At 44.5% G+C, this 18710-nt stretch carries 16 protein-coding genes; 2 read left to right on the top strand and 14 right to left on the bottom strand.

Annotated elements, in window-relative coordinates; translation table 11 throughout:
* The first annotated feature begins 3 nt into the window (after positions 1-3).
* Both mobC and ITJ87_RS08205 read left to right on the top strand, forming a co-directional pair.
* Positions 4-2040: a conjugal transfer protein MobC gene (mobC, locus tag ITJ87_RS08210; protein ID WP_005636903.1), complete on the top strand. Its 2037-nt coding sequence runs from the start codon at positions 4-6 to the stop codon at positions 2038-2040.
* Positions 2041-2261: 221 nt separating this feature from the next.
* Positions 2262-2756: a hypothetical protein gene (locus ITJ87_RS08205; RefSeq protein ID WP_005636900.1), complete on the top strand. Its 495-nt coding sequence runs from the start codon at positions 2262-2264 to the stop codon at positions 2754-2756.
* Between the two features lie 5 nt (positions 2757-2761).
* Here the strand turns inward: ITJ87_RS08205 and ITJ87_RS08200 are convergent, their stop codons facing one another.
* From ITJ87_RS08200 to ITJ87_RS08135, 14 genes are all read right to left on the bottom strand, one after another.
* Positions 2762-4066: a sigma-54 dependent transcriptional regulator gene (locus ITJ87_RS08200; protein ID WP_007219056.1), complete on the bottom strand. Its 1305-nt coding sequence runs from the start codon at positions 4064-4066 to the stop codon at positions 2762-2764.
* Positions 4011-6386 (bottom strand): hybrid sensor histidine kinase/response regulator, encoded by a 2376-nt coding sequence (locus ITJ87_RS08195; protein ID WP_230391797.1) that lies wholly within the window; start codon positions 6384-6386, stop codon positions 4011-4013. The genes ITJ87_RS08200 and ITJ87_RS08195 overlap by 56 nt, the downstream gene beginning before the upstream one ends.
* Positions 6387-6715: 329 nt before the next feature.
* Entirely contained in the window at positions 6716-8977 is a 2262-nt protein-coding gene (locus tag ITJ87_RS08190; protein ID WP_005636894.1) for a Helicase associated domain protein, read from the bottom strand.
* A 24-nt stretch (positions 8978-9001) separates the two neighbouring features.
* On the bottom strand, positions 9002-9310 hold the full coding sequence (locus ITJ87_RS08185; RefSeq protein WP_152635388.1) for an Arm DNA-binding domain-containing protein: 309 nt from the start codon (positions 9308-9310) through the stop codon (positions 9002-9004).
* Positions 9311-10205: 895 nt separating this feature from the next.
* Positions 10206-11366: a non-hydrolyzing UDP-N-acetylglucosamine 2-epimerase gene (wecB, locus tag ITJ87_RS08180; protein WP_007219053.1), complete on the bottom strand. Its 1161-nt coding sequence runs from the start codon at positions 11364-11366 to the stop codon at positions 10206-10208.
* A gap of 11 nt (positions 11367-11377) precedes the next feature.
* On the bottom strand, positions 11378-12076 hold the full coding sequence (locus ITJ87_RS08175; RefSeq protein WP_005656920.1) for a WecB/TagA/CpsF family glycosyltransferase: 699 nt from the start codon (positions 12074-12076) through the stop codon (positions 11378-11380).
* Between the two features lie 12 nt (positions 12077-12088).
* A complete protein-coding gene (locus ITJ87_RS08170; protein ID WP_005636881.1) occupies positions 12089-13282 on the bottom strand; it encodes a glycoside hydrolase family 88 protein in 1194 nt (397 codons plus the stop codon).
* 6 nt (positions 13283-13288) lie between these two features.
* Complete coding sequence (locus ITJ87_RS18660) at positions 13289-13411, bottom strand: hexapeptide transferase family protein (RefSeq protein WP_005840881.1); 123 nt, start codon at positions 13409-13411, stop codon at positions 13289-13291.
* Between the two features lie 346 nt (positions 13412-13757).
* A complete protein-coding gene (locus ITJ87_RS08160) occupies positions 13758-14255 on the bottom strand; it encodes a serine O-acetyltransferase (RefSeq protein ID WP_007219052.1) in 498 nt (165 codons plus the stop codon).
* Positions 14256-14259: 4 nt separating this feature from the next.
* A complete protein-coding gene (locus ITJ87_RS08155) occupies positions 14260-14598 on the bottom strand; it encodes an acyltransferase (RefSeq protein ID WP_005656926.1) in 339 nt (112 codons plus the stop codon).
* Positions 14599-14667: 69 nt separating this feature from the next.
* Complete coding sequence (locus ITJ87_RS08150) at positions 14668-15849, bottom strand: glycosyltransferase (protein WP_005636871.1); 1182 nt, start codon at positions 15847-15849, stop codon at positions 14668-14670.
* Positions 15850-15880: 31 nt separating this feature from the next.
* A complete protein-coding gene (wecB, locus tag ITJ87_RS08145) occupies positions 15881-17062 on the bottom strand; it encodes a non-hydrolyzing UDP-N-acetylglucosamine 2-epimerase (protein ID WP_005636869.1) in 1182 nt (393 codons plus the stop codon).
* Between the two features lie 6 nt (positions 17063-17068).
* Positions 17069-17467 (bottom strand): WbuC family cupin fold metalloprotein, encoded by a 399-nt coding sequence (locus ITJ87_RS08140; protein ID WP_005636866.1) that lies wholly within the window; start codon positions 17465-17467, stop codon positions 17069-17071.
* A gap of 6 nt (positions 17468-17473) precedes the next feature.
* The gene (locus ITJ87_RS08135) at positions 17474-18628 is read right to left on the bottom strand and encodes a capsular polysaccharide biosynthesis protein CapF (protein ID WP_005656928.1); all 1155 of its coding nucleotides are present in this window, start codon (positions 18626-18628) and stop codon (positions 17474-17476) included.
* Positions 18629-18710 lie beyond the last annotated feature (82 nt).

The raw sequence follows: 18710 nt of genomic DNA, 5'->3' as shown, positions 1-18710 counted from the left end.
CTTATGCAGCAGGAAGATGATTTGAGGGCTCTCGCTAAGATAATGGAATTCGGCAGGGCCGTGAGTATTTTTCTTTTGGTGGTACACGTCTATGTGTACTGCTATCCGAGTATCACCGCATGGCACCTGAACCTTGAGGTGATAGACCGGATTCTGGTAAACTTCAACAACACGACCGGAATTTTCAACTGTATTCTCTGGAGCAAACTGTTGGCAGTGCTTCTGTTGGCCGTTTCCTGCCTGGGTACGCATGGGGTCAAAGGTGAAAAAATAACCTGGCCTAAAATTTATGCGGTGTTGGTGGCAGGATGCGCATTGTTTTTTCTGAACTGGTGGCTTCTTAAACTGCCATTGCCACACATGGCAAATACCGCATTCTATATTTTTACTCTTACGGCAGGCTATCTCGCCCTGTTGATGTCGGGATTATGGATGAGCCGCCTTTACAGGCACAACCTCATGGAAGATGTGTTCAATATGGAAAATGAGAGTTTCATGCAGGAAACCCGACTGATGGAGAATGAATATTCGGTAAACCTCCCGACGAGATTCTATTATAAAAAACGCTGGAATAACGGATTTGTCAATATTGTCAATATTTTCCGTGCCTGCATGGTTATCGGGACACCGGGCAGCGGCAAATCCTATGCGATAGTCAACAGTTACATACGCCAGCTTATAGCCAAAGGCTTTGCGATTTACATCTATGATTACAAGTTTGATGACCTGTCCACCATCGCCTATAATTCTTTGTTGAAAAATATGGACAAGTACGAGGTAAAGCCCCGGTTCTATGTCATCAATTTCGACGATCCGCGCAGGTCTCACCGGTGCAATCCCATTAATCCGGAATTCATGACGGACATTTCCGATGCGTACGAGGCAAGCTATACGATAATGCTCAACCTCAATCGCACCTGGATCGAAAAGCAGGGGGACTTCTTCGTGGAGTCTCCTATCATTCTGCTTGCGGCAATAATCTGGTATTTAAAGATTTACAAAAACGGTATTTACTGTACGTTTCCCCATGCGGTAGAACTGCTCAACAAACCCTACTCAGACCTGTTCACCATTCTGACCTCTTATCCGGAGCTGGAAAACTATCTTTCTCCCTTCATGGACGCATGGAAGGGAAATGCCCAGGACCAGCTCCAAGGCCAGATAGCCTCGGCTAAAATACCCCTTACGCGCATGATCTCCCCACAACTCTACTGGGTGATGACCGGTAATGATTTTTCATTGGATATCAACAATCCGAAAGAGCCCAAACTGCTCTGCGTGGGCAACAATCCGGACAGGCAGAACATTTATTCGGCAGCGCTCGGATTATATAATTCCCGTATCGTCAAGCTTATCAACAAGAAAAAACAGCTTAAATGCGCCGTTATCATTGACGAGCTTCCCACCATCTATTTCCGTGGGCTTGACAACCTGATCGCGACGGCGAGAAGCAACAAGGTGGGTGTGCTTCTGGGTTTTCAGGATTTCAGTCAATTGACACGTGACTACGGAGAAAAAGAATCCAAGGTCATCCAGAACACGGTGGGGAATATTTTCAGCGGACAGGTGGTCGGTGAAACCGCAAAAACGCTTTCAGAGCGCTTCGGCAAGGTGCTTCAGCAACGTCAGTCCGTATCCATCAACCGTCAGGACGTATCCACCTCCATCAACACACAGCTAGACTCGCTCATTCCCGCATCAAAGATCGCCAACCTCTCACAAGGCACGTTTGTCGGGGCTGTGGCGGATAATTTTGATGAGAGGATAGAGCAAAAAATATTTCATGCCGAAATTGTCGTGGACCATACCAAGATCAGCGCAGAAGAAAAGGCTTATCAGAAAATCCCGGTCATCAACGACTTCAAGGACAGGAACGGTAACGACATCATGATGCAACAGATACAACGCAATTACGACCAGATCAAGGCGGATGCGCAGGCTATTATCAATGAGGAGATGCGGCGTATCAAAAATGACCCTGAACTCCGTAAACGACTAGGTCTGGAAGATGAAAAAGGAAAGGACCCCGACAAATCATGACAAGTGGAGGGGTAATTGAAGAAATTATACCCCGACTGATCGGATTATTGAAAAAGATGCCGTATATTTGAAACTTGAAATAGAGAAATAAGGCCGGTCTCGACAATTGGGACCGCCATTATTATACATAAGTCGCAAGACGTCTCGAACAGGAATCTGACAAATTCAAAAACACAGAGGCTATTGCGTGAGGCTTATGCTATACCTTATAGCATGAGCCCATGCGGGTTTCTGTGTTGGGCTTTGTCAGAGCCTCTGTTCGAAATAAGCATGGGTTTCATGCTTTTTTAACAAGAGGTATGGCAAAAATTCAAGTTATCATGGCACTCACTTTGGACGGGTTCCTTCCGCATGAAGACGAGATGCTTATGCGATGGGTGAGGGAAAACAAACGGTATGGTTTCCCACGCTGGCAGCGACAGGCCACATTCCACATCTACCCCCATTACGGTTTGATGGACTTGCTGAATGTAAAGGAAAAGCATGACAAGGATTGTATTTATCTGGCAGGAGTGGGAGATGGAGGAAGTGCGGAATATGCCGATGGACTTTTTCGGTATAATCTGGTGGATGAGACAGTACTTTTTCTGCTGCCTCTTTCTTATGGTGGTGGAATCCCCTTGACGGGAGAATTCCGGTCTGCCCGCTGGAAACTTCTTGGCTGCAAAACTTTCTCCAACGGAATCTGCCGGCTTATGTATAAACGAAACGGATGAAGATGCTATCTCAACCCATACCTTTCCATTTTCTTGTATAGCGTCGGACGGCTCATCCCCAACATTCTCGCCACACGACTGATCTTACCTCCACATTCTTCCAGAATCTTCCTTATTAGTTCTTTCTCTTCTGCTTCTTCCATCAAGCCTTTTTTACATTTTTCGCCTGTCCTACAGATGGTCGCATTAAGGTTCAGATCTTTATGGGTTAACAATGGAGATACCGCCAACAGGACAGCATGTCTTATCCGGTTGTCAAGTTCACGCACATTGCCCGGCCATGAGTGGGAAAGCATGGAGATTTTGGCTTGTTCGGTAAAACCGGAGGTCTCCACACGTATCTCTTCTGAATGTTGCTCACGAAAGAAGTCAGCCAGTGGCAATATATCTTCCGGGCATTCGGAGAGAGAGGGCTGGCGTATCTCAAACTCGGCGAGACGGTAGTACAGATCCTCCCGGAAACGTCCCTCCCGTATGGCACGCTCCATATCCTCGTTGGTGGCCGACAATATCCGTACATCGGCTTCAAGTTCTTTGCGGCTGCCCACTGGACAATACACTCTTTCCTGTAATACCCTGAGCAGCAGTGTCTGCATTTCGGGAGGCATGTTTCCGATCTCGTCAAGGAAGAGCGTACCGCCCTTGGCCGTCTCAAAATAGCCGGCAGTATCCTTTTTCGCATCGGTAAATGCCCCCTGCACGTGACCGAAGAACTCAGATGCGGCAAGTTCCCCCCGGATACAACCACAGTTCACCGCCACAAAAGGCTTGTCCTTACGCCCGCTATGCTGTTGGATCAGCTGTGCGACAGATTCTTTTCCGCTACCGTTCGGTCCAAGGATCATGACGGAACAATTCAAAGGAGCCACACGACAAGCTATCCGCTCGGTCTCCCGGACCGCCCCGCTAAGCCTTTTCATTAATGATTTCTTCGGGGGAACGGAAACTGGCAGACCGATCAATCCCCGTAACAGTTCCATCAGTAACTCCTCGTGGACAGGCTTGGGCAAGTAGTCCTTTGCGCCCAATTTGACGGCACGCACCGCATCTGCAATGGAGGCATGTTCAGTCATCACCACAAAAGGGATATGTAACCCTTGGGAGATGCTCCATTCCAGTAAACTGATGCCATCCCCTTCGGGAAGGCGGACATCCGTCAGTACCAGCGCCACGTTATTCCCCTTGATTTTCCGGCGTGCCGAAGGCTCATCTATGGCCGTCAATACCCTGTAACCGGCTTTCTGTAGCCATCTCTCAAGAATATCGCAAAGAATCAGGTTGTCCTCCACGATCAATAAAGTCTTTTTCATCCCCGTCATTTTTCTTTCTTAATTCATTATTTACTTCGTCTATCAGTAACCGTATCTGTTTCATAATTCTCATCGTGTACTCTCTGACCGTCTCGTCGCTCGAGGTCTTGTCATGCAGGAGCTTCCGATAACCGAACAGTACATCGTTGGCCCCTAACAACTCCCAGACCGGAGCCATCCGATGTACGATCCTCCGCATGGCTTCCCGATCGTTTTCTCTTAAAGCCTCCTCCAGTTCGGCAAGATCCTTTTCTGACTCTTTTGCGACAAGACCGAACATATGACGACGGTCGTCCGTACTTTCCATCAGGCGGGAATAGTCGAACGGAGACATGCCTGCACTTCTGCCCTCCGTAACGGAGGAGATAAAGGCCAGCAGTCCTTTTGAAGAGAAAGGCTTATGTATGCAACCGCAAAAACCGGACTTCATATACACGCCCGAGTCCCCGTCCCCCCGTGCCGTCATGACAGCGACCGGAACGGTACGGGAATTTCCGATATCCGAGTTACGCAGTAATCTCAACAAGCCGAAACCATCGGTCACGGGCATCTGTATATCTGTCAATACCAAATCATAATCCAAGCGGTCGAGTGCTAGAATGGCTTCTTTTGCATTTTGACAGGTCGTGCATTCCACCCCGTTGCGCCCGAGCATGTCTTCCGTTATTTTCAGAAGGATGCTGTCATCATCCACTACCAGTACATGTTTGGGAAGTATCGTCGCAGATTGTACCGGAAGCTCCTCTGTTTCCGGTTCTCCTGTCGTTTCCGAAAGGGGAAACGACAGGCGGAATGTTGTACCTTTACCTGGTCGGCTCTCTACTTCAATGCTTCCGTCCAGTACCTTTACAAGAGCTTTCGTGATAAAAAGCCCAAGACCGAAACCTTCCGAGTTTATCTCCTGCGCCGCACGCTCGAACGGACGGAAGACACGTTCCAATGTCTCCTCGTCCATACCGATACCGGTATCACCGACCTCCACATATAATCTTCCCGCCATGTACTCGGTATGGAAACGGATCGTACCCGACAGGGTGAACTTGATGGCGTTTGTCAGCAGATTGTCCAATATTTGTTCCAATTTGTCTGCGTCTCCTCTCACTGTAATATCACCGACATTCTTATGCCGGTGCTCGAACAGCAAGGCCCGGCCACCCGCTTTGCGGGCATATTCCTTCGATATGTTGTCAAGCAAGTTGTTTAGATGGAAAGGAACCTCGTTACGGGTATCCTTGGTCTCATTGATCTTATAAACATCCATCAGGTTGTTCACCAGATTCAGTATATGGCGGCAGGAATGGCGGATGTTCTCCAGATAGCCTTCCCGTTTTTTCTTTTCACGGGTTTCCGAGGCCAGTTCCACGCAGTTGTTGATATTACCCAATGGTCCTCGTATATCGTGCGAGATGGTCAGGATGATCTGTTTACGCATACCGAGCAGTTCCTCGTTCTCACGGTTTATCCTTTGGAGCTGTGCCCGCCCTTCCCTTTCTTTCCTGATGTCATGCCGTATGATCAGGAACGAGATGAATAGCAAGGAGGAAGCAGAGACGATTACCAAGACAAACAGTTTGAAAGAAAAATCTCCGGCTTCCGTGATTTTTTCCTCACGACTGATGAACGCCGCCTGCGCTTGCCCGTCAAGATGGGTGATGAGTATTTGCAACTTCCGGTTCAAGGCCTTATTCTGTATGCGCAGACTGTCGGTATACATGTCTATCCGGCGTTCACGTTCCTCTTGCATGGCGATCAGCTTCTCATTCAAATCTTGCAGTCCTTTCGATGGCTCGAAGACCTGTACGCTCCTTTTCCCTCCGAACCAACCGGCAATCCCTTTTTTCTTTTGGGTGACTGTCCGGGTACGAACCGCTTCCCTGATAACAATAGGCAGACGATTTGCGAGCAGGCTGTCCGCTTCCCCCTGTCTGGTAATGGTCTCCATAATGCGGAGCAGATGTATCTCCTTAGCTTCCAATAAATGACATAGGGAGTCTATCTGCTTTGGCAGGACGAACGTGCCACAACTCACTTTCAATATTTGTAACAAGCTGTCCGTTTGCAAGCGTTTTCTGCGATACTCACGAAAATCGGTATCCTCCCAGACAATGACGGACTCTCCATAGGTGGCAAGCTCCGTGATATAGCGATGCGCCGTACTGATGTCATGGCGTATCCTGCGTATCTCCGATGTTTCCGTTTTTATCTCACGCATGCGGCTCCGTTCGTATAACAAGATGGAAACCATGCCGCAAACAGCCATGATCAATATCATATACCCTAAAAGAACCTTATGCTGTAATGAAACTTTCCTTGCTACCATAAATATTTTCATTTTACGTAAACACTCACTTTAAACCACCAAGGATTTGTAACGGATTCGTTAAGCCAGTGTAATAGTTATCTATAATTCATTTATAAAATATAGAAGAAGCCCCTGTCTTCTCCGATAACCGGCTTCAGACAAGGGCTTCCATATTGGGATGAATCAATAACGATTTACTTTATGAGATTGGTCTTATTCCGGTTTTATCAGTTGGTTCCACCCGTATGCTGGCAGTTCCAAATCCGGGTAATGACAGACACTGTTCCAATGTTGATTATAATTGAATAGACAACTTTCATAACGGATAGAATCGAATATATTCCATATCAGGCAAGAGGGAAACCGATTCTTTCCAATTGTGCTTTTCGCTCGTCTGACATGTTCCCCTTGCGGTAATCCCGTCTTTGAATGGTACACCAGCGTCCCAATGCTCCTTCACGGCATCCCGGCCATCGTCCTTGCAGGTTATGGAACAGGCACAATTGTTCGAAGTTGCCTTGCCAGACCTGTTCCGCCGACCAGACAAATCCTATTTTATCCAACAGGAGCCGGCGGTCATTGGGTAACTTTCCCTGTTTACGCATTTTCCGTTGTGTATGGCACCATCCGCCCAAATTCCCTTCCGTCGATTTAGGGAAACGCCGATATTTTCTGACAAAAGACTTCAGCTCCTCGTAGTTCTTCATCCATTCCCCTTGGAGGTTCTGATTCCAGACAAAGCCGATCTCATTCAAAGCCCGGATGCGCTCTTTGCTCAAACGTCCATCCTTCCGTCTTTCCCGCTGGGTATAACACCAGGTCGCAAGCGGGCCGTCTTCACGTTTGGGCCAGCGTCCGCAGGTATCAAAGAAGACTTTCAATGCATGGTATTCCCTCATCCATTTGGAGTCGAGCTGATTCCACTCAAAACCGATTGCATCAAGCTGGTCGCACCGTTCCTTGGCAAGACAGCCTCGTTTGTAGGCGATGCGTTGCGTGTTGCACCAAAGGCCCAGTTTCCCTTCCGTCACTGAAGGCCAGTCGTTCTCTTCCCGGTGGAACTCGACCAGCCGCTCGTACATAATCTGCCATGGTTCCAGCTCGGCCAGGATCTCTTCGATGCGGAGCCGGATATCCGACAAATAGCCGGTAGCGAGGAACGAGGTTGTTCTTTCAAATCCGTGGGGCGATGGAAGATAAGAGAGTCGCTCCCAGTGGCACGCCATCACGTCGTAGACCGATTTACCCGACAGGTTATTCACGAAATCCAAGACGACCGGCTGTTTCCCGCTTCCGGCATCCAGACAGCGCCCCAGCTGTTGCAGGGTGACAATGTAAGATTCGGTGCGCCGCAGGAACAAGACGGCATCCACTCCCTCGACATGCAATCCTTCGATCAGCATATTGACGGAAAAGAGTACGTGTAACCGGTCCGACTCTTCTCGGAAAGCGGCCAACAGCCGCTGATTCTCCTGCTCGCTTTGCGCATGATGGATTTCAAATGGCGTAATCGATCGGCCTGCCTGTGTGAGCCAGTCGCACACTTCCGGCACCATCTGTCTGAGATCGGCCAGGTCGCGACAGAAAACCAGCAGTTTGCGTACGCTTTCGGGTAGGAACTTCCGGATCACCGACGACGCGCCCAAAGCACCTTTGAAATCGACCCGCGCCAGGTCCAGTTTCTTTTGGATGCGCTCTCTCCGGCGGACTGAACAACCGCTGCGTTCCAGCTTTCTTTGCAGCCGATCCAGTTCGTTGTCCAGCCCGTAAGCACTTTGTACCAGGATCGGCACTGGTAAGATATTGTAATACCAAGCTTGCGGCAAGGTAAGTTCATAAAACAAATTTCCTTCGAAATAAAGATCCACCGTATCGATCATTCCTTCCGGACGGATTGGCGTTGCCGATGTTCCCAGGACATAGGCACAGGGATTGTTTTCTATCACTTCCTGCAAGGCACTTCCCCAAATTTCCGCCCCGAAATGATGGAATTCATCAATAAGAATATGATCTGCCCGTAACAACCCATTGTCCTCCCGGTTACGAATCAGTGACTGGAATGTCCGGTACGTCACTTGCGGAATGGAGAATCCGACGGCTTTCCGGATCTCATCCAGAATCGTGATGTTCGGAGCAAAGACCAATATATTTTCCTTTGCATGATCTGCGATATAGCGTGCCAGCAAATAGGATTTCCCTGTTCCGGTAGCCTGCACGACCGTACCGATACGGTGTTGTTTGAATCCCCGCATGATCGCCCTGTAAGCCGCTTCGTTATGCGGATAAAGCTCCACATGTCTTCCGGACAAGAGGCTTTCAATATAGCTTTCATCCGAAACGGTCAGCCCGTGCAGTTCAAAGTCCAATGCCTCCGGCAGGAATCCACCGTGCGCCACGATCCTGAAATAGAGATTTCGATATCCTTTGTTCAGTGAAGAAAGCTTTTCATAAAACCTTTCAACATCCGAACGGGTCAAAGGCTGCTCGTTCCAAATCTCCTTCACGATAGCATGTGCCATTCCCGGTTTGAAGCCTATCCGTAATCCATCTTCGGATTCTGTTACCTGAAAACCTAGACGGTGATAGCAATCTGTCAAAGACGGTACCATCCTATTGACTTACAAGTCAAAAGTTCATTTGATTATTGTCCTTTGATGTTTAAAGAGGGCTATCATATCGCCCATTGTCAGTCGACCGGTAACATCTTCCGTTATAATCCGGTTCAAAAGCCGAAGATCCGCTTCCATCTGAGCACGAAAGAGACAGGCTTTGGGATGCTCTCCCCGGATTGTCTTTGTGGTTTCATCCCAAGAAGAAGTTGGTAGGTGAAGGTGGAAAGAAAATTCCATACGTCGGTTATGTCCTTTGTAGATACGGTAATAAACCGTACCGTACCCTATGGCTTTCTTACAAGTCTCAAAACGGACAACGACTGTAGGCATCCTTATTATTTTCTTGATTAGTATTTTACAGTAGGTTGATGTAAAAGCATATACCTTCCGAAGAATATTTCCCGTTTTGCAAAGAGGACTGATAAGTCATACAGTCTGCCACTCCATTCCATTTAATTGTAATCACGTTTTCATTTTCGGTAGGTGACATAGAAACCTATGATATGTTTTTTTTCGTATATTTAGTGGCAGCAACATAATAGTTCCCCAATATGGTTCTTCTATTATCCGGCCAATCATCTCTTTTCACCTTGTCACTCGTCGTAATGTGATCATTACTTCCAATAGCAATACATGATCATCATTCGTTTTCTTTGATAGGCCTGATTCTTTTAGATAAATATCAATTCTTGTGATCAAAATCCATATTATCTATATTGCTGTCTTTTAATTTTTTCTGTATAGTACAAATAATTCCAGCTCAATCTATGAAAAAGGAATGATGCTCAAAAAATGATTGCCTGTATGATACATCCACTTTCCTAACGAATTCAAGCTGACATCGGGCAGGAACTCTTTTCTGAAAAAGTGACCACCTATGCGAGTTTTTCCTCCATCATCTATGTCCGTGCTCGGCACATAAATCAATCCACTCATTCTTGTATTTACTGCGTAAAAACAGGAAAAGTCACAAACAACAAAAGTCCTCCGAGGAATATCCACCGAAAAATTTCCTTTTTTCGTTTATCATTCTTCATTTTATACCCGATGTTAGTTTTTGCAACAATTCGTATATCTTACCATGAAACAAGTCCCGATAATGAAGTTCAACTCCAGAAAAAACTTTCACTTTAAGTTTATTAGCTCTTGGTAATGCAAACCATAAGTAATAACAAGTATTTCGATTTGTAAAAATATTTTTTCAGCATCAGCTTCATAGCTCAGCTTATATCCTATATAACAATGCATTTACAATACGTCCGCAGGCTAATCCGTCACCGTACGGATTTACAGCCTTACTCATTTTTTCATAAGCTGCTTTATCATCAATCAAAGATGATACTTCGTTTACAATCTTATTATAGTCCGTACCTACCAGTTTCACCGTTCCGGCATCTAATGCTTCTGGTCGCTCCGTGGTATCACGCATCACCAATACCGGTTTACCCAGTCCCGGAGCTTCCTCTTGAATGCCACCGCTATCTGTCAATACGATGCTGCTCTTCTCCATTAGATACACAAAACTCAAATACTCCAATGGTTCAATGAAGAACATATTTTTTAAGCCGGACAGATTCTCCCCGAACACCTCATGAATCGGCTTGCGTACATTAGGATTCAAGTGCATAGGATAAACAAAATCCAAATCTGGATATTTAACCGTCAAATCTTTAATAGCTGTACACATATTGATAAATCCGTCACCAAAATTCTCACGACGATGCCCCGTAATCAATACCAGCTTCTTGCCATTGTTCAAGCGGTTTACATCATAACCCGCTTTGCTCAATATATCTTCCAATTCATTATCTAGCTCCTTGTTGTTCTTGATTTTATCCACTACCCAATAAAGTGCATCAATCACTGTGTTACCAGTTATAATGATATTGCGGTCATCAACGCTCTCTTTAATCAGATTATTACGACTTAACGGAGTGGGAGAAAAATGATAGGTCGCCAGACGCCCCGTCAACAACCGATTCATCTCCTCCGGCCATGGGCTATAAATATTATGTGTACGCAAACCAGCTTCCACATGTCCCACCGGTATCTGTTGATAAAAAGCAGCCAAAGCTGCAGCTGTAGAAGTGGTAGTATCCCCATGTACCAATACCACATCGGGCTTTACCTCTTTCAGTACATCACGCATACCGGTCAGCACACGAGCGGTCACATCATACAGATCCTGTCCCTGCTTCATGATATTCAAATCATAATCCGGTTTGATGTCGAATATCTTCAACACCTGATCCAGCATTTCCCGATGCTGTCCGGTTACGCACACCACAGTCTCTACCCGTTTTGGCTGTTTCTGGAATTCTTTCACCAGCGGAGCCATCTTGATTGCCTCCGGACGGGTGCCGAAGACCAACATCACTTTCTTCATATATCCTCTGTTTATAATTTTTTCTTCATCAGCCACCAAGCATATTTCACCAAGTGGATCTGACGTTTAATTCTTTTGGGTTCTTTTATCAAGCGATAAGCAAATTCCAGGTTATGCTCCACCCACCATTTCGGTGCGCGCTGCACATGACCTGTATAGACATCGAAACTGCCACCCAAGCCTTGGAAGATAGCGCGATGCCGTTGCTGTATCTCCTCCATCAGCAATTCCTGCTTTGGCGACCCCATAGCCACGAATACCACATCCGGTTTCTTCTCCACAATATCGTCTATCAATCGTCGTTTCTCTTCATCCGTCTTGATATAGCCGTTACGATAACCCACTATTCGGATATCCTGATATTCAGAACACAGTTTCTCTACGGTCTCATTTACGATTTGCGGTTTTCCACCAACCAGATAGAATGTCTTTTCCTTGTAAAAGCGAGTAATAATCTTTAGCCATAGTTCACATCCGGGAATCTTACAGGCATCTTTATAACCTTTCTGCTTTAAAGCCATTTGTGCACCGGCTCCATCACAATACCCAATATTTCGATTGATAATGGCACGTGTCTGTTCCGTGGCATGCAATATCTTTTCTGCATTGATCGCTACCAATATGCCCTTATGCGTGTCCACATAATGCAATAGTTGCTGTTCGGAGTCGAAAGGGAATATTTCGACCCCGTTTAATGAAACTTTATCCATAAGATTAAAATATTATTCGGCAAGTAAATAATGGCTCATAGCATTAAATATAAACGCATTGCTCCAACGCATATATGATATTTTTGAACTTATCCCCGGCTTTAACTGGTAGTAGAAATAGCCTTTCCGGTCTTGCATATTGCGGATAGTCCAATCAATGACCTTTTCTGCAATTTCCTTGTATTCTTCGATCTTGTGCAACCTTGCGAGCGTTACGAGCAACTGCCCCGGGCAGTGAATGTCGATGGGATAAGTGCGGTTGTCGTAGTATTTTGGCATTCCGTTGGCTTCAAAGAAGTTTTGAATATAATATTCAAAGCCCTTCTCAATATATTTGCGATACTTATTGTCGCCTGTCAGCTCCTGATATGCAATAAGCGCATCAAGGTTATAGCCTGTATGAAAACTGTCAACCCAACTCTGAACGGGTAGCATGCCATATACCCATGCACCGTTTGGCTTTTGACCTGAGCAGCATGCCTTTATGCTTTGCTCTGCAAGTTCGCAGTATTCCTCGTTGCCTGTGTACTTGTAGCAAAAACTAAGCAGCCTTGAGCCGAGCAGTGAGGCGTTAAAGACAGTGTCGTTTCCCTGCAACGGGCTGTAAGAGAATAGGAATCCGTCCTTATATTCCGTGCGGTGAAGGTCGTTGATAACGAAATGTGCCGCACTGAGAGCGATTTCAAGAAACCTTTTCTCTCTGGTAATTTCGTATGCTTCCATAAGAGCGGTTGCACAGAAATTGCTCGCAACAACGGTTGGAGTAAACTTTGGGAAAAGGAAAAGTCTGCGAGCCTGCCAGTCAAAGTTATATCCCCAGCAAGCACCGCTGTAACCTTTTGATTGTAGAGAGATCAACAGTTCAGCCAGTTCGTTAATCCGTGATTTCAGGGAATCGGGAGAGCCGAGGCTTTCCGCAAGTTTGGGGTTTGCCTTAACTGCATTATATAGGTTGCAGTAACCGGAAAGGAAAAGCCCGATGCCCTTGGCATTATATTCCTTGGGGACAAGCGCAAGCCTGCGGAGATTGACTGGGCAGCGCTTAAATCCTTGGATAACAACCAGGCGGCAGATTGCCGACTTCTTCAGGAACGGCAACGCCTGAAAAACCTTCGAGTTAAGTCCGTCATAGGGATCCCAACCCTTGAACCCCTCATTCTCGCAATACTCCTTCAGCAAGCGAAAAGAGTTGATAACTTTATGCATATTATGTTATTCTTTAGTCCTTAGAATTTTGGTGGGTACGCCTGCAACGATAGCATTATCGGGAATTGGTTTGGTTACGACTGCGTTTGCTCCTATTGTAACATTGTTTCCGATTGTTATACCACCCATAACGATAGAACCTTTCGCAATATAAACATTATTACCTATCACTGGTACTTCTGGAAATCTTGAATTACCCCCCTATGGAAACTTGCTGACATATAGTGCAGTTTACCCCTATAATTGATTTAGAATGGATAACAACACCCATACCTCCGTATCCAAAAGTTGACCCTCTGCCAATCTTTGCCTGGTATGGAATCTTGCTGTTGTAAATTAGGAAAATAAGCAATGTTATCAATTTTGGCAGTACAGGAATGTGGTGCAAGTACAGCCACCTTGATACCCGATAAAAAGAGATTGCATTCAACATAGTTTTATCCTTTTAAAACTATATCCGATTGCAACTTTTGATTTACTCTTTTGGTTGCAGATATGGTGCTATTCCATCTAAATCTTTTTGATTTGAAGAAATATTATAGTTTAAGTCTTTAGTATATCCGATTATTTTAGCAGGAGAGCCTGCAACAATTACCCCCCCCCTTAATGATTTATCAACAAACGAATTAGCTGCAACAATACAGTTATCACCAATTTCTACTGGTCCACAGATTACAACGTTTGGACCGATAAAAACGTTATTGCCAATTTTAGGAACGTTTTTATATGGAAATTTTCTTACTGTTGAGAATCGTAAACCTAATACGCAGTTTTCTCCAATTTCCGTTCCTGGGATTAGTACAGTGCTAATTCCTTTACAAACAAAATAAGATCCTTTACCGATTTTTGAATCAGCAGTAATTTTAGTGTTGTAAATCAGAAAAATTAATAGTTGAATTAATTTAGGTAAAAATGGAATGTGGTGTAAGTATAACCACCTCTGTATTCTGTAAAAAAATATTGCGTTTGGCATAATTTTATCGTTTTCTGATAAAGCGGGCGGGGTTTCCTGCCCATACTTCGTTTGACGGTATATCTTTCGTCACTATTGCCCCGGCGCCTACGATTGCCCCTTCTCCGATTGTGACCGGCTTGACAACCATTGTTCCCATGCCAATGTAGGCTCCTTTGCCAACATGCACTTGACCGCGGTCATAACTGCCTGTCTTCGGGTTCATGAAATGCGTTACAATCCGGACGCCGACAGTCAGGCGCACGCCCTCTTCAATGACAATATCTTCGGGATAATTTGTGTCGAAAATAACGTCCTCTCCGATGAAGGTCTTTTTAGGGCATTTGATGTTTACCCCCCCCATTTACAAAGCGTTGGTCTCCAACCCCTTGACTTCATTGGCAAATGCTGTAAATGAAGGAAGACAAGTTTTTTAATTCTTGACAGTTTCATTATTAAATCTAATTTTATTGCATATATATTCTATATTTTTTGCTCTATTTTTCCATGAGATTTTTTCCGCTAATTGCCTATTAGCGTACCCCATGGTCTTTAAATCGCTATAAGGTATATCTTTAATTTCTTGTAAAATTTTTAATATCGAGTATTTATTGTATTCTACTATAAAAAAACCTTTTTCATTTTTTACAAAATCAATTATATCACCATAAGGTGACAATATAACGGGCTTCCCAAATGCTAAATAATCACCTAATTTATTAGGCCATCCAGCTTTAGAAACATTGTTGTCATCTAATAATTGCAAAAACACATCTATATCTTTTAAGGTAGAAACATCTTTAGAATAATCTAACCATCCTCTATATTCAGCAATTTCAGACAATCCTAATTGATTCCACTTTTCGTTTGAGATAGTATTCCCATATAGAATCAACCTGTAACTGTTTTTAACATTTTCACATTTCAATGCTTCTATAAACGGAGCTATCAAATCAATTTCGTGATTATTAATGCCAATGTATGCTATATTTATTTTTCGTTTTTCAACAGATGAATAGGATGGATATAACGGCTTTACATCTTTCACTATAGACCCACCAGGAACAATAAAAATTTTTTCTGAGTCAATTCCATTTTCAACAGCCCTATCTTTCATAAAAGTAGATAATACGACTATAGCATCAGCTTTTCTTTTATCGTTGAGTTCATTATAGCATTCCAGTCTACCGTATGTTAACCTAAACAATCTACTTTTCTTTTTAATATAACCTCCTTTACCAAAGAAATCCCACCACTCAGAAATATAAACAGAATGATAAATAAATCTATTTAATTTACAAGGTAAGGAAGTAAATCTATGTCCACAATCTGCTATACATATTTCAAATTTATGGAACATCGAGTATATCAATCCAAATAAAGTACTCCAAATAGCAAAACCTGAGGATTTCATTTTGGCAGGAAAAAAGTCTGGTAGTACTTTTATTTTAACACCTTGATAGATAATAGTATTTATCTTAAAGAATGAACATTTAGGATTGATTGTTAATAAGGTCACATCATGTCCTAAATCTGCTAATCCTTGTGCCATATAAAAGGTTCGTCCCCATCCATTTTTTCCTTTCATGCCATGATGAGAATAAAGAACTTTCATTATTTATTGATGATTTAGGTAAAATTCTTAATTATTTTCTCCATATCATTTTATTGACAACGCCGGTGTAACTTTGGATGAGTTTAACGGTCTTTGTTGATACGTTCTCATCAACATAGTTTGGCACTGGAATGCCGTTATCTTGATTCTTGTTCATCTCTACGGCTGTATCAACCGCTTGAAGCAATGATTTTTCGTCAATGCCTGCCAATATGAAGCATGCCTTGTCGAGGGCTTCCGGACGCTCTGTGCTCGTGCGGATGCAGATTGCCGGGAACGAATGGCCTACTGATGTGAAGAATGAACTCTCCTCTGGCAATGTTCCACTGTCGCTGACAACGGCAAATGCGTTCATCTGGAGACAGTTATAATCATGAAATCCGAGAGGCTCGTGCTGAATTACTCTTTTGTCTAATTGGAATCCGTTTGCGGCAAGGCGTTTGCGGCTTCTTGGGTGGCAACTATAAAGCACCGGCATATCGTACTTCTCTGCCATCGCATTGATTGCCCGGAACAATGAAGTGAAGTTCTTTTCTGAGTCGATATTCTCCTCACGGTGGGCGCTAAGAAGGATATATTTGCCCTTTTCAAGGCCGAGACGGTTATGAATGTCGCTTGCCTCAATCTCTTCAAGATTATTATGAAGGACTTCCGCCATTGGTGAACCGGTAACGTATGTCCTCTCCTTCGGCAATCCGCATTCTGCAAGATAGCGGCGAGCATGCTCGCTATAGGCAAGGTTGACGTCACTGATGATATCGACGATACGGCGGTTTGTCTCTTCCGGAAGGTTCTCATCCTTGCATCTATTACCTGCTTCCATGTGGAAGATAGGTATGTGCAGACGCTTTGCTCCGATAACTGACAGGCATGAGTTTGTATCGCCAAGAACAAGTACAGCATCGGGCTTTACCTGCGACATGAGTTTATAGGAAGCACTTATGATATTTCCCATTGTTGAACCGAGGTCATCGCCAACGGCATCCATATACACTTCTGGTTCTTTCAACTTCAGGTCTTTGAAAAAGATGCCGTTCAAGTTATAGTCATAGTTCTGGCCTGTATGAGCAAGGATTGTGTCGAAATAGATGCGGCACTTACTGATAACGGCTGCAAGGCGGATAATTTCAGGTCTTGTTCCTACAATTATCAAAAGTTTCAACTTGCCGTTTTCCGCAAATTTTATATCTGAATAGTCAGTTTTTAATTCCATAATATTTTATTTTGTCATTGTATTTTTAGGAGTAAGTGGTGTGTACGGTCCATCCTTAACTTCAAAGATTACCGTTCCGCTTTCAAGGACCTCAATCGTATGCCATTGACCGATAGGAATCTGAACGCCGTAACATCCTTTCAAGGGGTCAAGTTCACGGCTTTCTTCCAACTGACCATCTTCACCGTAAAACAGCACGTTGATTCTACCGCGTAGAACGAAATACGTTTCTGCAGTATGGGTATGGCGGTGAATCGGCAAATCGGTTCCGGGTTCCATAGCGTTCATCAGTCTCTGCGCCTTTGCCTCAAGACTGTCATGCAGATTGTAGTTCATCCGCAAACGGGGACTCGCCTTTGCCTGTGCCGTTACCCCGTCAAGCAATTCTTTGTCGATAACCAACATAACCTGCTATTTTACTACTTTATCGAAATAAGTATCTGGGCGGTTCGGGTCAAAGCACTCGTTACACCAAATCAGAGTTACAAGATTCTCTGTTTCTGAAAGGTTTACAATGTTATGAGTGTATCCCGGGATAGTCTCAACAACCTCGATTTTATCGCCGGAAACCTCAAAATTGACGACCTCGTCTGAATCGACCTTACGCATCTGAATAAGGCCGTGACCGCTGACTACAACGAATTTCTCCACCTTTGTATGGTGCCAGTGCTCACCTTTGGTAATACCCGGTTTGGATATATTCACCGCAACCTGACCACGATCGGCTGTCCTGATAAATTCAGTAAAACTGCCGCGCTCGTCGACGTTCATTTTCAAAGGATACGCAAAACGCTCCTTCGGCAGATAAGTAAGGTATGTTGAATAGAGTTTCTTAGCCAAACCGTCGCCCATATCTGCAACGCCGAGATTTGCTGGCATATCCTTAAACGAGCGGATAATCTCAACAATCTCGCCAAGTGTGCGGGTATGAGTGACTGGAACTTCACAGAAGTTTTCATTGCAATGCTCGTTGCCGTTAAGTGCCGCTATCATCTCATCAACAACGTCGTCTATATAAACAAGATTCATAACAATGCTCGGGTCATTGACGCTAATAGGAAGATCATTCGCTATATTGTTGCAGAAAGTTGCAATGGCACTATTATAGTTTGGACGACACCACTTTCCGAAAACGTTCGGGAAGCGGTAGACAAGCACTTTCGCTCCAGTTTCCGCCGAATATTCAAACATCAACTGCTCGCCAGCACGCTTCGACTCACCGTAAGGATTGTCAAGAACCGCCTGAATAGATGATGAAATCATAACAGGGCAAGTGTTTCCATACTTCTTCAAAGTGTCAAGAAGCACCGACGCAAAGCCGAAATTGCCCTTCAGAAACTCAGAATTGTCCTTCGGGCGGTTAACACCGGCAAGATTGAAAACAAAGTCTGCATTCTTGCAATATTCCTCAAGGTCGGCAGGGTCACTGTCAATATCATATTCATAAACGGCCAAGTCCTCACTGTCAATGCCGTAATTGCGAGCTTTGCCATCGCGGATATTGTAAAGTTGCGAAACAAGATTTCGACCGACAAAGCCCTTGGCTCCGGTAACTAATATTTTCATTGAGATAAAATTTAATTATGATGGAAAAGAAAGATAATGTCTTCCTGTGTGTAAAAGATTTCCTATTGGTGATTTCTCAATA

It is taken from the genome of Bacteroides sp. HF-162 (assembly GCF_015679285.1).
GTDB classification, from domain to species: Bacteria; Bacteroidota; Bacteroidia; order Bacteroidales; family Bacteroidaceae; genus Bacteroides; species Bacteroides uniformis.
The sequence above is the reverse complement of the archived record's forward strand: the minus strand, read 5'-3'. Positions and strand labels throughout refer to the sequence as shown.